16 protein-coding genes are annotated in these 13,634 nt (G+C 70.2%); 6 read left to right on the top strand and 10 right to left on the bottom strand.

Annotation, left to right across the window (positions count from 1 at the left end):
• Positions 1 to 72 precede the first annotated feature (72 nt).
• From ACSDR0_RS03180 to ACSDR0_RS03160, 5 genes are all read right to left on the bottom strand, one after another.
• Positions 73 to 1,020 carry a hypothetical protein gene (locus tag ACSDR0_RS03180; RefSeq protein WP_435287180.1) on the bottom strand — a complete coding sequence of 316 codons (948 nt, stop codon included), beginning with the start codon at positions 1,018 to 1,020 and terminating at the stop codon, positions 73 to 75.
• Positions 1,013 to 1,459: an RNA polymerase sigma factor gene (locus ACSDR0_RS03175; RefSeq protein WP_435287289.1), complete on the bottom strand. Its 447-nt coding sequence runs from the start codon at positions 1,457 to 1,459 to the stop codon at positions 1,013 to 1,015. Before ACSDR0_RS03175 ends, ACSDR0_RS03180 begins: the two co-directional genes overlap by 8 nt.
• A 353-nt stretch (positions 1,460 to 1,812) precedes the next feature.
• Positions 1,813 to 2,682: a 1,4-dihydroxy-2-naphthoate polyprenyltransferase gene (locus ACSDR0_RS03170; protein WP_435287179.1), complete on the bottom strand. Its 870-nt coding sequence runs from the start codon at positions 2,680 to 2,682 to the stop codon at positions 1,813 to 1,815.
• A 25-nt stretch (positions 2,683 to 2,707) separates the two neighbouring features.
• Positions 2,708 to 3,319 (bottom strand): GNAT family N-acetyltransferase, encoded by a 612-nt coding sequence (locus ACSDR0_RS03165; RefSeq protein WP_435287178.1) that lies wholly within the window; start codon positions 3,317 to 3,319, stop codon positions 2,708 to 2,710.
• Between the two features lie 132 nt (positions 3,320 to 3,451).
• Complete coding sequence (locus tag ACSDR0_RS03160) at positions 3,452 to 4,045, bottom strand: CGNR zinc finger domain-containing protein (protein ID WP_435287177.1); 594 nt, start codon at positions 4,043 to 4,045, stop codon at positions 3,452 to 3,454.
• 153 nt (positions 4,046 to 4,198) lie between these two features.
• Between ACSDR0_RS03160 and ACSDR0_RS03155 the strand changes: the two genes are divergently transcribed.
• Positions 4,199 to 4,504: a hypothetical protein gene (locus ACSDR0_RS03155; protein WP_435287176.1), complete on the top strand. Its 306-nt coding sequence runs from the start codon at positions 4,199 to 4,201 to the stop codon at positions 4,502 to 4,504.
• Between the two features lie 131 nt (positions 4,505 to 4,635).
• Here ACSDR0_RS03155 and ACSDR0_RS03150 read toward each other — a convergent pair whose 3' ends face one another.
• Positions 4,636 to 6,030: a PLP-dependent aminotransferase family protein gene (locus ACSDR0_RS03150; protein WP_435287175.1), complete on the bottom strand. Its 1,395-nt coding sequence runs from the start codon at positions 6,028 to 6,030 to the stop codon at positions 4,636 to 4,638.
• Between the two features lie 46 nt (positions 6,031 to 6,076).
• Here ACSDR0_RS03150 and ACSDR0_RS03145 point away from each other — a divergent pair, with 46 nt between their 5' ends.
• A complete protein-coding gene (locus ACSDR0_RS03145; RefSeq protein WP_435287174.1) occupies positions 6,077 to 7,024 on the top strand; it encodes a DMT family transporter in 948 nt (315 codons plus the stop codon).
• 134 nt (positions 7,025 to 7,158) lie between these two features.
• On the top strand, positions 7,159 to 8,181 hold the full coding sequence (locus tag ACSDR0_RS03140) for a hypothetical protein (RefSeq protein ID WP_435287173.1): 1,023 nt from the start codon (positions 7,159 to 7,161) through the stop codon (positions 8,179 to 8,181).
• 84 nt (positions 8,182 to 8,265) lie between these two features.
• Here the strand turns inward: ACSDR0_RS03140 and ACSDR0_RS03135 are convergent, their stop codons facing one another.
• Positions 8,266 to 8,475, bottom strand: coding sequence for a hypothetical protein (locus tag ACSDR0_RS03135; RefSeq protein WP_435287172.1), 210 nt, complete (start codon positions 8,473 to 8,475; stop codon positions 8,266 to 8,268).
• Between the two features lie 154 nt (positions 8,476 to 8,629).
• On the opposite strand from ACSDR0_RS03135, the gene ACSDR0_RS03130 reads away from it, so the two are divergent.
• Together ACSDR0_RS03130 and ACSDR0_RS03125 are read left to right on the top strand one after the other, a co-directional pair.
• Positions 8,630 to 9,421, top strand: coding sequence for a YoaK family protein (locus tag ACSDR0_RS03130; RefSeq protein WP_435287171.1), 792 nt, complete (start codon positions 8,630 to 8,632; stop codon positions 9,419 to 9,421).
• Positions 9,422 to 9,635: 214 nt separating this feature from the next.
• Positions 9,636 to 10,112 carry a peroxiredoxin gene (locus tag ACSDR0_RS03125; protein ID WP_435287170.1) on the top strand — a complete coding sequence of 159 codons (477 nt, stop codon included), beginning with the start codon at positions 9,636 to 9,638 and terminating at the stop codon, positions 10,110 to 10,112.
• A gap of 146 nt (positions 10,113 to 10,258) precedes the next feature.
• Here ACSDR0_RS03125 and ACSDR0_RS03120 read toward each other — a convergent pair whose 3' ends face one another.
• Positions 10,259 to 10,744 carry a GntR family transcriptional regulator gene (locus tag ACSDR0_RS03120; RefSeq protein ID WP_435287169.1) on the bottom strand — a complete coding sequence of 162 codons (486 nt, stop codon included), beginning with the start codon at positions 10,742 to 10,744 and terminating at the stop codon, positions 10,259 to 10,261.
• Positions 10,745 to 10,851: 107 nt separating this feature from the next.
• Here ACSDR0_RS03120 and ACSDR0_RS03115 point away from each other — a divergent pair, with 107 nt between their 5' ends.
• A complete protein-coding gene (locus ACSDR0_RS03115) occupies positions 10,852 to 11,175 on the top strand; it encodes a hypothetical protein (protein ID WP_435287168.1) in 324 nt (107 codons plus the stop codon).
• 191 nt (positions 11,176 to 11,366) lie between these two features.
• On the opposite strand, the gene ACSDR0_RS03110 is transcribed toward ACSDR0_RS03115, so the two are convergent.
• Both ACSDR0_RS03110 and ACSDR0_RS03105 read right to left on the bottom strand, forming a co-directional pair.
• Positions 11,367 to 12,023 (bottom strand): JAB domain-containing protein, encoded by a 657-nt coding sequence (locus ACSDR0_RS03110; protein ID WP_435287167.1) that lies wholly within the window; start codon positions 12,021 to 12,023, stop codon positions 11,367 to 11,369.
• A 249-nt stretch (positions 12,024 to 12,272) separates the two neighbouring features.
• Entirely contained in the window at positions 12,273 to 13,340 is a 1,068-nt protein-coding gene (locus tag ACSDR0_RS03105; protein WP_435287166.1) for a glycerophosphodiester phosphodiesterase family protein, read from the bottom strand.
• Positions 13,341 to 13,634 lie beyond the last annotated feature (294 nt).

Here is a 13,634-nt window from a genome sequence, read left to right as displayed (position 1 = left end):
GCGGCGGAGTTCGTGGCCAGAGTGGAGAGGTGGGCGGGGGCATGTGCCCGCCCATCTCTCCACCCTGGCCGTCTAGGGCCGTTCGAGGTCGTAGGTGACATCCACTACGCGGACCGTCCGGACCAGTGGATCCTCGATGATCTTCCGCAGTTCCCCGATCGTGGCCAGCGAGTCCACGTAGGCGTAGGCCAGGCCGTCGTTCGCGGCCTTTCGCAGGCGGGCCAGGCTCAGGTCGAAGTCGTGCAGGTTGTCGTCGTCGTGGTCCTTGAGGATGCCCACCCAGCGGCGGAAGTTCGCGAGGTCCAGTTTGATCGCCTCGTCGGGCTCGATCACATGGTCCTCTCCGGCTCCGATTTCCGGCATCGGGGCTCGGTCCCACATCGTCATCCCTCCCCACGTGATGGGGATCGACCTGGGGCGCCGCTCGTACACCACCTTCTCGGCATTCGACTGGTGTCTGGCGGTGAAGGCGATCAGCTCCTCGTTGGTGAGCGGCTTGGCGAACTCGACCACCGCCAGCGCGTTGAGCTCCTCCGGGAGCCTGGCCAGGACCTTGCGACTGTCCTGCTTGGGCTGGTTGCCGGTGCTCACGTTGACGAGCGCCCTGCTCAGGGTGGTGTTGGCGTCGTTGCCGAGCGGCAGCCTGCCGACATGGCCGAAGAAGTCCTGGGTGATGACGTGCTCCGCGCCTCCGTAGCCGACGACGAACCCGCCGATGGCCCGCATCGGGTTGACGGCCACGGTGAACGACATCGACAGCGGCGTGGTGGCACCCCAGTTCCGGACCTCGATGTCGTAACCGGGGTTGTAGATCTTGAAGGCGGTGCCGAGCACGTCCGTCATGCGCTCTTCCCGGTCGCCGCGCCGCTGGATCAGGCTGGAGCCGGCCGTCGCCACCAGGACGAGGACGACCAGCGCCGCCAGCACCATGGTCGCGGTACGGGTGAGACCCCGCCGGACCGCCCGGCGGGTCGCCTTGGGGTCGAAGTCGGGCATGGGCGGCAGCTCATCTTCAGTCATGGGGAACTCCGTAGATGTCGGCGAAGGCGGCTCTGGCCCGCCACACGGCGGTCTTGATCGTGGCGTGCTTCCTACCGGTCATCGCGGCCACCTCGACCAGCGAGAAGCCCTCGAAATAGACCAGGGTGAGCAGCCTGCGGTGCTGCTCGGGCAGCCGGTCCAGGACGTCGCGCACGCCCAGCGACTCGACGTGCAGCGCGGGCACGCCGAGCTCGTCGGAGTCGGGCAGGGCCAGCTCGCGGCGGTGGCGCCGAACGTGGTCGACCAGAACATTGCGGGCGATGGTGAGCAGCCACGCGGCCGCGTTCTCGCCGCGCCAGCCAAGCAGCGCCCCGGTCGCTTTGACGAACGTCTCCTGGGCCAGGTCCTCGGCGAGGTGGGGATCGCGGGTGCGGCGTAACAGGAACCCGCACACGAGCGCCCAGTGCTCGCGGTACAGCTCCTCGATGATGATGCCCCCCGCGCTCTTGTGATTGTCACAACAGACCAGACGCGATCCGGGCGGGAATGGTCACACGGCTTCCCGGTCGATGTCCTGAATTCACGGCCGCGCATCCGATCCAGGGCCGACGCCGCCGGGGCGGTGATCGCCTGCTCGGAGCCGGACGCGCGAGGGCGACGGTCAGTGGCGTCGGCGGCCGGGGTCGTGCCCGGCGAGCGCGGCCGAGACGGCTTCGGCGCCGGGCCGGACGCGGATGCCGAGGGTGCGGGCCGGGGCGCAGGTCGGTGAGGAAGACCGGGCAGCCGAGCCTCGGCGGCAGGCTCAGAGAGCCAGGCCGATGGCGGGCAGCCTCAGAGGGCCAGGCCGATGGCCAGCAGCAGGCCGTACACGAGCTGGAAGCGGCCCGTCTGCTGGAGCGTGGCGATGAGCGCGGGGCCGGTCGCGCCCGCCCGTACGGCCTGCACCGGGGCGATGGCGAGCGGGGCGGCGAGCAGCGCCAGCGCCGCGAACGGCTGCCACGGAGCCAGCGCGGGCGCGATCACCAGGGGCAGCACCAGGCAGAGGGTGTAGAGGACCCGGGTGCGGCGGTCACCGAGCACCACGGCCATGGTGCGCTTGCCCGCCGGACCGTCGGTCACGATGTCGCGCAGGTTGTTGACCACGAGCATCGCGCAGGCCAGCAGGCCCGCCGGTACGGCCGCGGCCACCGCGAGCCAGGGCAGGTGTTCGAGCTGGACGTACGTGGTGCCCGCCACCGCCACCAGGCCGAAGAACACGAAGACCGAGACCTCGCCCAGTGCCCGGTAGCCGTACGGGCTGGAGCCGCCGGTGTAGAACCAGGCCGCGGCGATCGCCAGCGCGCCGACCAGCAGCAGCCACCAGGCCCCGGTGGCCACGACGAGCACCAGCCCGGCCACCGCGGCGGCCAGGAAGCAGGACAGGGCCGCGACGAGGACCTGGCGGGGCGACGCGGCGCGCGAGCCGACCAGGCGCATCGGGCCGACCCGGTCCTCGTCGGTGCCGCGCACGCCGTCGCTGTAGTCGTTGGCGTAGTTGACGCCCACCTGGAGGGCTAGGGCCACGAACAGGGCCAGCAGAGCCCGCCACCACACCCCTCCGGCGTACCCGATCGCGACTCCGGTGCCAATGGCGACGGGGACGACGGCGGCGGGAAGGGTGCGCGGACGTGCTCCGGCGATCCACTGGCTCGGGGTGGCCATGGGGTTGCGGGGTTCCTCTCCGGCTCTAGCTGATGTCGGTCGCCAGGCGGATCATCCGCACCGTACGGCCCATGTCGATGACCCGCTCGGCCCCGTCGGCGCCCCACCCGGCGGACTCCAGGAAGCCGCGGACCGCGTAGTTTTCGGCGAAGACCCAGGTCACGATGGCGTGGTAGCCGTCGTCACGGAGGTAGTCGACCGTGGCGTTCAGCAACCGGCTGCCGTGGCCGCGCCGGACGTGGTCGGGGTCGATCAGGAACGTGAGCATCTCTCCGGCGGTGGTCGGGTCGAGGTCGGGATCCTCCGCCGGGGCGTGTGAGGCCAGACCGGCGACCTTCTCCGCGCCCTGCAGCGCGGCCATGGCCTCGATGCCGCCGGGACCGAGCGCCGGGAAGGCGTCGGTGTCGAGGACGACCTGCTCCACGGCCACCAGCACGCGGTGCCTGCGGCTGGGCGGCGAGGTGATCGCGTCCTCCCACTGCTGGCGCCACATGTTCTCGGCCGCCGGGCCGGTCATCTGCTCCAGCGGTCCTTCGGGAAGGAAATCCCGGTAGCCGTATTTCCACGCGCGGATCTGGGTGCCCGTCACCGCGGCGACATCCTCGTGCCGAGCCGCCCGCACGCCTACGTCTGCCATCTCGGCCCGCTCCTTCTCTGCCGTCTGCCGTCGCCTCGGAACGCGCTGTCTCGTGGATCTCGTGCCACGCGAGCGGGCATCAGGCGGGTGGATCCGTGAGACAGGCTCTTACACCGTATCGGGGAATCCGACTCAGAGATGACGTGAACCCGGCTCCGTCTGCCGCCGAGCCCGATATGCCCTTGTCTTCGTGCGGTTGCCGCAGACCCTCATGGAACACCACGACCGCGAGCGATTCTTGGACGAGTCGACGAACGCCCACTGGCAGGTGCTCTCGGTGCAGACCTTCAGACGCGGCCACATCCCGCCGGAATGGGCGCTCATCACGGCGGCGGCGATCCCGGCCAGCCCGCCGGGGACGCCGGTCGCGACAGGTTGGAGCACCGGCCCCTCGGAGGTCAGGGCGACGCGCAGCGGGAGGGCGGCGAAGGACGTCGACAGCCCGAGCTCGTGATCGCCGCCACCGTGGCCGGCGCCGCCTGTTTCGCCTTTTGTGCCGGGACGGTCGTGGTTGCGGCGGAGTGCCTCGCGCAGCGCCTCGCGGAGGTCGACGGCCGTCGCCAGGTCCGTCTCGTCGGCCGCGTCCGCCGGGCCGATCAGGCCTCGCCTGCCCAGCCAGGCGGTCAGCGCGGCCGGGGAGGGGATCGAGTCGGCCTCCTCCTCGACGTCGTACGTGTTCACGAAGTCGATTACCAGGTCGGAGGGGTTGTCCATGTCGTCGCTCACCTCTTCGCAACCACTGTACGCCATTAGGGGGTTGTGTTCCTTTCGACACCGTCATAGCGTGATAGACGGTGTTTTAAGGAGGTCTCATGTGGTACCTGGCTTATCTCGCGTTCCGCGAGACCGGCAGGCGCGTGTCGTACCGGAGGAGCAATCATGATCATGAGGGTGTGGAGAGGCTGGACCCGCGCCGAGGACGCCGCCGCCTATGAGAGATACCTGCTGGCCACGGGATACGTCGGCTACACCTCGACCGAGGGCAACCGGGGAGTGTGCTTCACCCGCCGGGACGCGGGGGAGCGGGCGGAGTTCCTGCTGACCTCGCTCTGGGAGTCGTGGGAGGCGATCGCCGCCTTCGCCGGGGACGACCCCTCGCGCGCCGTCTTCTACGACGAGGACGACCGCTTCCTGGTCGAGCGCGAGCTCACGGTCACCCACCACGAGGTCTTCGCGGCCACCTGACCACTCTCTCGCGGGGTCGGGCGGCAGGGGGCGCCGCCCGGCCTCGCGGGAGGGCGGCGAGGTGGTCAGGGGCCTTCCAGGGCCGCCGCCCGGGAGGTCAGGGGCCTTCCCGGGCCGTCGCCACCCGGTGGTCAACCGTCCAGGGCCGTCGCGAGCCTGCGGACGCCCTCGACCAGCTCGGCCGTGTGGATGGCCGCCGAGTGGGTCACCCTGATGCGCGGGCCCGGCGGCTCGGCCGGGTAGTAGATGCGCCCGGGACTCACCAGTGCCCCCGCCCTCCCGGCGGACTCCACCACGGTCTCCTCGTCCCGGTCCTCGGGGAGCCGTACCCACATGTGCAGGCCGCCGCGGGGGACGAGGTGGATTGTGGCGTCCGGCATCCGGGCGGTCAGGGCCGCGACGAGGGTGTCCCTGCGCAGGGACAGCTCGGTGCCCAGCGCGGCCAGGTGGCGCCGCCAGGCCGGCGAGCCGACGAGCTCCAGCGCCGTCTCCTGGAGCGGCCTGGCCACGAAGAACGACTCCACGAGCTGGCTCGCCCTCAGCCGCCGGGCGGCGGGGCCCCGGGCGACGACCCCGGCGACCCGCAGGCTCGGTGACAGGACCTTGGTCAGCGAGTTGATGTGCACGACCGTGCCGTGCGCGTCCAGCGCGACCATCGGCGGCGGCACCGGGGCGGTGGCGAAGTAGCGGGCGTAGTCGTCCTCGATCACGAACGCCCCGGCGGCGCGGGCGATCGCCAGCACCTGCTCGCGCCGCTCCAGGGTCAGGGTCGCGCCGGTGGGGTTGTGCAGGGTCGGCTGGCAGAGGAAGACCCGCGCGCCGGTCACGGCGAACGCCTCCGCGAGCAGTTCGGGCCGCACCCCGTCGCGGTCCATGGGCACGGCCGTCGCGCGGAGCCCGGCGGCCCGCGCCGCCGCGAGCGCGCCCGGGTAGGTGGGGGTCTCGACGAGTACGGGGGTGCCGGGGGCCGCGAGGGCGCGGAAGGCGTGGATGAGCGCCGCCTGCCCGCCGCTGACGACCAGCACGTCCGACGGGGTGACGTCACCGCCCAGCTCCTGGGCGAACCACCTGCGCAGCTCGGGGAGACCGGTCAGCGGCGGCATCGCCCAGACGTCGGGGCGGCGCAGCGCGCGGGAGGCGGCGGCGGATAGGGCCCTGGAGGGTCGCAGGGCCGGGTTGAGGTAGCCGCCGGTGAGCGGGATGACCCCCTCGGGCGGCCCGGTGAGAAGGCCGCTGACCTCGCTGTCGTCCACCACCCTGTCGCCGAGCGCGACCGTCTGCCACGACATGTCGGCGTTGTCGCCGCCCCGCGTGATCGCCGGGGCCACGTAGGCGCCGCTACCGGGCCTGGTGATCACCCGTCCCTCGGCGGTGAGCCTGCCGATCGCGCGCGACACGGTCACCGGGCTCACGCCGTGCAGCCGGACCAGCTCCCGGCTCGACGGCAGCCGGTCGCCCGGACGGAGCCGCGACACCTCATCACGGAGCGTGGCGGTCAGCCGGACGATACTGCTATCGTCGTTCATGAGTGAAAAGAGTAGCGCTATCGTACCAAATCGGATAGCGGAGGGCATGGTCCCGACCGTTGTGGTGCCGCCGAGGGAGGCGCGCCACGATCGGCGGCCGACCGGCGCGGTGCCGCCCGGGGCGCAGGGCAGGGCCTGGCGGGGGACCCTGCTGGCCGGGCTCGGGGTGCTGGCGTTCTCGGGGTCGTTCCCGGCGACGGTCTTCGCGATGGAGGGCTTCGACCCCTACCTGGTGGCGGTCGGCAGGGCCGCCGTCGCGGCCGTAGCCGCCGCCGCGTTCCTGCTCGTGGCCAGGGTGCCGCTGCTGCCGCCCAGGTCCCACCTCCGGTCGTACGGCGTCATCGTGGCGGGCGTGGTGTTCGGCTTCCCCCTTTTCAGCGGCCTGGCGCTCTACGCCGGGGCCTCCACCTCGCACGCGGCCGTGGTGATCGGGCTGCTGCCCGCGGCCACCGCCGCCTGCGCGGTGCTGCGGGCCGGGGAGTGGCCCAGGGCGCTGTTCTGGGTGTCCTGCGGCCTCGGGGCCGTGTCGATCACCGCCTTCACCCTCAGCATGGGCGGCGGCCACGTCACCGGAGCCGACCTGCTGCTCGTCGGCGCGCTGCTGTCGGCCGCCGTCGGCTACACCGAGGGCGGACGCCTGGCCCGCGAGACCCCCGGCTGGCGGGTGATCTCCCACACCCTCGTCCTCGCCGCCCCGCTGACCGTGCCGATCACCGTCGCGCTCGCGCTGACCACCGACATGCGGCCCACCGCCGCCTCGCTGGCCGGGTTCGCGTACGTCGGCCTGGTCTCGATGTTCCTCGGTTTCATCCCCTGGTACGCGGGCCTGGCCATGGGCGGCATCGCCCGCGCCGGGCAGACCCAGCTCGCCCAGCCGCTGCTGACGCTGCTGTGGGCGTGGCTGCTGCTCGGCGAACTCTTCGGCGCGGTCACGATCGCGGCGGCGCTGGCCGTCCTGGCGTGCGTCGCCCTGACGCAGCGAGCCCGCTCCTGAGCACCTTTGGGGCCGGGACGGATCCTGTGCTGGATCCCGAAGCGGGGCGCACCGGGCCGGATCCCGGGGTGTTCTTGAAAGACGTGACATACGGGCGCAAAATGTGAAACGAAGCTGTCACAGGGGGTGCGGCCATGGCGGACCTGACGATTCCCGAGGGTGGTTTCTGGCCCGCTCCCGAGATTCCCCAGCCGAACATCTACCCGATGGAGTGGCGGGTCGAGACCGAGAAACTCGCCGCCATCTACGAGAAGTCAAAGCGCGTGGTCTGGAATCCGGCCGACCTGCCCTGGGACGATCTCAGGCCGAGCGACTTCACCCACGAGCAGCGCCTCGGGATCATGTACTGGTTCTCGGTGCTCGCCAACTTCGACGCCTCGGGCCCGGCCGTCTTCGCCCGCGCCACCATCCAGGCGTTCGAGAAGCACGAGGAGGACCCGGTCAGGAAGTGCTTCTTCTCGATCACCCGTGACGAGATGAACCACGAGGAGTGCTGTCAGCGCACCATCGCCAGGCTCTGGCCGGGCGGGCCGCTCGACTGGACCCCCGCCACCGACCTGGAGAAGGCCGCCCACAACAACATCGGCTGGCTCTATCACAACGGTGGCCGCTACTGGACGGGCTACAGCGGCGCCGTCGGCAGATACAGCCTGCCGGTGCTGTTCACCAGCTTCATGATGGGGGAGATGGCCGCTTCCACCCTGTTCCGGGGCATGGCCACCGGGACCAGGCACCCCGTCTTCGGCGACATGTTCCACCGCATCGGCCGCGACGAGTCGCGTCATCTCCAGATCTGCATGACCATCCTGGAGAACGAGTGGCCGGGCCTCACCGACGACACCCGCTCCCTGATCACCCGCCAGCTGCGCGCGGGCTTCGTCTTCCTCTCGATGATCCTCTGGGAGCCCCCCGGCGGCTTCTGGGAGCTCCCGCCGTACTTCCTGCACAACCACCGCGTCCTGATGGACCACGCCCGCGACGCGGGCCTCGGCGTGCTCTCCTACGAGGAACAGGCCGACAACTGGCGGGTGGCCATGGCCAGGATCCGCGCCATCGTCGAACGCTGGGGCATCGAGTTCCCCGCCATCCCCGAACTCGACATCGACGGCGTCCAGGTCGACATCCTCGACCCCGAGGACATCATCCCGGTGTTCTAGCACGAACGAGTGCCTGATCGGTGGCATACGAAAGCCCCGGCCTTCCCCGGGCCGGGGCTCGCTGCCGTCCGGACCTCATACGGACTACGAGGCCACGCCCTCCAGCCGCGCGACGACACGGGCGAGCAGATCGCGGATCTCGATCTGCCCGGCCTTGAGTCCGGCGATGTCGTCTCGCATGACATCGATGTTCTTCTCGATGGCGTCGGCCGAGCGCTTCATGGCGCCGAGATGATTCTTGATCTCGGTGATGTCGGTGTCGACGGTGTTGGTCCGCTCCTCGATCCAGGGCACGCGACGAAGATAGGGCGATCCCCGCAAGCGTGAGGCCGACTTCGAAGCAATTGCTTCCGGGGTGGGAAGCCGGGTGAAACCGCTTCAAGCTGGGAAAATGCACCATGCGCGCAACCGCATGACCCCGGAGGACGGCAGATGGCCGATCAGCCCCATGACTCGCCCTGAGGGCGAAGACCCCGCGGTGCCCGTCGGCCCATCTTCCGAGCCCGCTTCCGGTCCGGCTCCCGCGTCCGGCGAGAAGCCCGTTCCCGTACGAGCATCCGAGACGAGGTCCGTCCAGCGGCGCAGTCATGTCGCTCTCGTGCTGCTGACGCTGGCGGCGGGGGCGATGGACGCGATCGCCTTTCTCGGGCTGGGCGGTGTCTTCACCGCGAACATGACGGGCAATCTCATCCTCTTCGCCCTCGCCGGCCGCGAGGACTGGGTGCTTCACGCGCTGCGTTCCGGACTCGCCTGCGCGGGGTTCTGTATGGGGCTTCTCATCGGCTTCAGAATGCCGGGGCGTCACAGGGGGAGCGCGTCGTGGCCGCTGACCGTCACCAGGCTCCTGTGGGCCGACCTGGCCCTCCAGATCGTCTTCCTCGCCGGCTGGGCGCTCAGCGGGGGCGCACCCGGCCCGGCCGTGGTCCTCGCGCTGATCGGGGCGGGATCCTGCGCCATGGGCATGCAGGCCGCCGCGGCCCGCCGGGTCGACCTCGCCGGCATCACGACCACGTTCGTCACGGGCACCCTCACCGCGCTGTTCGAGACCTCGGCGTCGGGCTGGTCCACCGACAACCGGCGTCGCGCCGCCATCGTCGTCGCCCTCGTCCTCGGTGCCCTCTGCGCGTCCCTGCTCCTGCGCCTCGCGCCGCCCTGGGCCGCCGTGGTCGCCCCGGTCTTCACGCTGCTCGCGCTCGTCGTACACCCGCACGTGCGAGGGGTCCGCCTCAGGGGACACTGAGGGCGGCCGAGCCGGAGTGACGGCTGGGAGGTGCAGCGGTGATTCGTGGGGTTTCCGAAGGACGAGAACGGATATTCCAGGGTGGGTCGGCTGTGGGCCTGTCACTCGGCCGGTGAATCGCTTAGAAATGAGGCTGGGACTCCGACTCCCACCCTCGCCGATCACGACGGCCGGGGGCGAGCGGAGATCTTCCGATGACGTTAGGAGATGACTTGTGGGCGTGAGCCTCGCGGTGGGAGATGTGGTCGAGGACTTCGAGCTTCTCGACGAGACGGGTACGCGGAGGCGGCTCAGCGAGTTCCTGGCCAAGGGGCCGGTGGTGCTCTTCTTCTATCCGGCGGCCATGACCTCCGGATGCACGGCCCAGAGCTGCCACTTCCGTAACCTGGCGGCCGACTTCGCCGCCGAGGGGGCGACCAGAATCGGGATCAGCCGCGACCAGGTCGACCGGCAGGCGAGGTTCGCCCAGGCCAACCAGCTGGGTTATCCCCTGCTCTCCGACCCTGACGGCATCGTCGCCCGGCGCCTCGGCGCCCGCCGTACCGTCGCGGTGGGCCCGTTCCTCACCCGCCGGATGACCTTCGTCATCGACGTGGACCACCGCCTCCTGGAAGTGATCCACAGCGAGAGCTCCATGGAGGCCCACGCCGACCGCGCCCTGGAGGTCCTCCGCTCCCGCCCTCACCCGTAACCGTTCGTTGGTTGAAGAACCGTGCCCTTGTGCGTGCGTTTCAGCCACTTCTCCGGCGACAACATGTAAGGGCTGCGTCGGGGAACGACTTTCGACCAGCCGATACGAGTGCTAGACCCATAGAGATGAGTTTGTGGGCATCGACGCTACTTTGTCGCCTCGGGCCAGTTTTCGGCGGGCGACACGTATGTGCCGCGATATGACACGGTGAAAACCCATCCCCGGTCGCGCAGGAACGCCATCGCCTGGCGCACGGTGGCCTTGGCGACGCCGTGCTTCTGCATGAGTTCTTTCTCGCTGGGCACCCGCCGGTTCGGGCGTAGCTCGCCCGCCTGAATCTGACGCCGTATATCGGCTGCGATCTGCTGATATACGGGGATCTGGTCCTCTGGCCGTGGGGTCCCGGGCTCGCCGACGAAGGTTCCTTCTCCCTGGACCGTGTACGCCAGGCCCTGCTCGCGCAACTCCCTCGCGACTCGACGTGCCGTCGTCCTGGCGATGCCGTATTCGACTTCGAGTTCCGTCTCGCTGGGCACGGCCTCGCCGAGGCCGAGATCGCCCGCCTCGATGCGCGCACGGATCATTTCGGCGACCTGTTTGTAGACCGGGACGGGGCCTTCGCGGTCAAGCATGCCCGCATCATAGACCACAAGGTACGTATACCCGCAAACCAGACATTTGATGAACGAGCAGATAGGTGAGCTAGACCAGTAGAGACCGAGTGAACTATGATGGCTCGGTGAGCACGTGGGGGGTGGGAGTCCTCGTGGTGGCGGGGGTGCCGGGTGGGCGGCATCACGGGCATCACGTGGCGCCGTTGCAGGTGGGTTACGAGCCGATCGACTGGAGGCCCGAGCGGCCGAGGGCCGACCGGTTGCGGATCAAGGAGCACACCTGTGACTGCCTTCCCACCTTCTACGAGCTCTGTCAGGCGGGCGGGCTGATGTTCGTACGGCGAACGGAACGGGCGAGAAAGGGAGTGGTCGTGCACGAGTCGCCCTGGGTGGTCGCCAAGCGAACACAGGAGTTGTGGCTTCGGCTCCTGATGGGCGCCGCCCACTGACGATCGGGCGCCGGAATGAGGACGACTCCGGACCGGCGCCCACGAAAAGCCCCCGACCTCCCTGAAGGAGCCATGTCGTCCGGGGAGGTCGGGCGGCGGTCCCGCATCGGTCGGAGGGTCCGGTGCGGGACCGCCGGACAGCGGCCCGGCAGGCGTCCCTTCCCACACCACCTGCCGGGCTCTTTCCCTCGTCACGGCGGAACGCGGCGCCAGGCGGTGTCGGTGACGACGAGGTGGTCGAGGAAGCGGAGACCGACGGTCTCGGCGGCGTCGCGGAGGCGGGCGGTGACCTCCAGATCCGCGGGGCTGGGGTCGAGGGAGCCGCTGGGGTGGTTGTGGGCCAGGCCGAACGAGGAACCACCCGAGGTGAGGACGGTGCTCATGATCTCGCGGACCGGAGCGGGCGCGTGGTCGCTGCCGCCCTCGCTGACGATCGCCTTGCGGGTCACCGCGCCGCTCGGGTCGCACACCACGACGACCACCCGCTCGTGGCTGAGACCGCGCAGGAGCGGGGCCGCCACGGCGGCCAGGTCCCCGGAGCAGGTGACGCGGCGGCGCTCGGGCTCCGCCTGCGCCTGCCGTACGAGATGGAAGGCGGCGATGACCCTGGCGGCCTTCGCGGGGCCGATGCCCGGCACCCGCATCAGGCGGTGGGCGTCGGAGCGGGCCAGGCCGTGCAGGTCGCCGCAGTGGGCGATCAGATGGGAGGCCAGCTCCATCGCGTTGGTGCCCCGGCTGCCGGAGCCGATCAGCAGGGCGAGCAGCTCCCGGTCGGCCAGCGCGGTCGCCCCACCGGCCAGGAGGCGCTCGCGCGGCTGGTCGTTGGCGGGCATGTCCTTGACGCGCAATCGGCACCTCCGGCTCGGGAAACCAGGTCGGTTGTACCAGGTGGCGCCGACATTCCGGCCGGATGGCGAGAGGCCGGGCGGCGGTTCCGCATCGGTCGGAGGGGCCGGTGCGGGACCGCCGGACAGCGGCCCGTCAGGTGTCCTTTCCCCACTCACCTGCCGGGCTCCCCCGTCACGGGGGATGCGGCGCCAGGCGGTGTCGGTGACGACGGTGTGGTCGCGAAACCGGCGCAGGACCCCCGGCCGGGACTACCTGGGGGAGTACGCCTGGGGAAGCCTGAACCCGCGGTCGGACATCACCTTCCGCAGGCGGTCGGGGTAGTCGGTGATGATGCCGTCGACGCCGTCGTCGATGAGCTTGTTCAGCGTCGGCTCGTCGTCGACGGTCCACGGGATCACCTTGATGCCGAGGCGGTGCGCCTGGTCGACCATCTCCTTGGTGACGTAGGGCTGGTAGCCGGGGTCGGTGATCTTCCCGTTCTGCGGGGTGCCGTGCACGGGGGAGAAGGCGGTCGCGCCGAAGGACTTGATCGCCTTGAGCGGGTCGCCGCCGAAGTCGTCGATGTCGATTCCGCCGAGCCAGGGGGACGCGCCGGGCTGTCCGGTCTGGAGGAAGTCCCGGTTGGTCAGAGCCACGAGGGGCAGCTTGCGGTCGACCTGGCGCATCCGCATCAGGGCGCCCCAGTCGAAGCTCTGGACGGTGACCTGGCGCCGCATCCCGGCCTTGCGGATCTCGGCCGCCGTGACCTGGACGAACTGCTCCCTGGGAGCCGTCTGCTGCGGCGCCCCGGCCTCGACCTTGGTCTCGACGTTGAGCATGACGTCGTGCGCGCGGTAGCGCTTGACCAGGTCGAACACCTCGCTCAGCAGGGGCATCCGGGCTCCGGGGTCCGGCCGCTGGCCGGGGAACTCCGCCAGCGTCTGGCTGCCGCAGTCCATGGTCCTGACCTGCGCCAGGGTCAGCGTGTTGATGAACTTGCCGACATAGGGGAACTCGGGGTCGCCGTCGAACGCGGGGGCGGTGTCCCGGCACTTCCTGCCGTTGATCTGCCGGTCATGGGTCACTACCGCCTTGCCGTCCTCGGTGATCTGCACGTCGAGTTCGAGCGTGCTGACCCCGACTTCCAGCCCGTTGGCGAACGAGGCGAGAGTGCTCTCCACGACCAACCCCAGCCCGCCCCGGTGGGCCTGCAGGTCGAAGGCGCGACGGTGGTGCCTGTCGCCGTCGCCGTCCCCGTCGGCGATCGCCGTCCCGGACAGCGCCCCCACCGCGACACCGATCGTTGCGATTGCTGTGGCCGCACGCCATCTACGCATCTGTTGTCCCTCTTCATAGCTGATCAATCAGATGAACGGATCATGGTTGAACGATCCGTTCCGTCGAAGAATCAGCCACACGTGCGGCCAGAGAGGGTATTGGGGTTGAAGGGAATTTTAAAGCTTTATGACCGTTTTCCTGCCCGGTGTGGCATCGCGGGTCGGCAGGCGTCCTTCCGGCTTCCGGGGCTTCCATGACGGGCGACACGCGGTTGCCGCGATACGGAGACGGTGAGGACCCGCTCCCGGCCGCACGGAAACGTGCCGCGCCGACGGGAGGCGCCGGTCTTCGGA

It is taken from the genome of Streptosporangium sp. G11, assembly GCF_051192615.1.
GTDB lineage: Bacteria > Actinomycetota > Actinomycetes > Streptosporangiales > Streptosporangiaceae > Streptosporangium.
The sequence above is the reverse complement of the archived record's forward strand: the minus strand, read 5'-3'. Positions and strand labels throughout refer to the sequence as shown.

Excerpts from the sequence above, each read along its gene's own strand:
- ACSDR0_RS03180 (WP_435287180.1), bottom strand. The coding sequence starts at position 1,020 with ATGACTGAAGATGAGCTGCCGCCCATGCCCGACTTCGACCCCAAGGCG.
- ACSDR0_RS03170 (WP_435287179.1), bottom strand. The coding sequence starts at position 2,682 with ATGGCCACCCCGAGCCAGTGGATCGCCGGAGCACGTCCGCGCACCCTT.
- ACSDR0_RS03165 (WP_435287178.1), bottom strand. The coding sequence starts at position 3,319 with ATGGCAGACGTAGGCGTGCGGGCGGCTCGGCACGAGGATGTCGCCGCG.
- ACSDR0_RS03155 (WP_435287176.1), top strand. The coding sequence starts at position 4,199 with ATGATCATGAGGGTGTGGAGAGGCTGGACCCGCGCCGAGGACGCCGCC.
- ACSDR0_RS03150 (WP_435287175.1), bottom strand. The coding sequence starts at position 6,030 with ATGAACGACGATAGCAGTATCGTCCGGCTGACCGCCACGCTCCGTGAT.
- ACSDR0_RS03145 (WP_435287174.1), top strand. The coding sequence starts at position 6,077 with ATGGTCCCGACCGTTGTGGTGCCGCCGAGGGAGGCGCGCCACGATCGG.
- ACSDR0_RS03140 (WP_435287173.1), top strand. The coding sequence starts at position 7,159 with ATGGCGGACCTGACGATTCCCGAGGGTGGTTTCTGGCCCGCTCCCGAG.
- ACSDR0_RS03130 (WP_435287171.1), top strand. The coding sequence starts at position 8,630 with ATGACTCGCCCTGAGGGCGAAGACCCCGCGGTGCCCGTCGGCCCATCT.
- ACSDR0_RS03120 (WP_435287169.1), bottom strand. The coding sequence starts at position 10,744 with ATGCTTGACCGCGAAGGCCCCGTCCCGGTCTACAAACAGGTCGCCGAA.
- ACSDR0_RS03105 (WP_435287166.1), bottom strand. The coding sequence starts at position 13,340 with ATGCGTAGATGGCGTGCGGCCACAGCAATCGCAACGATCGGTGTCGCG.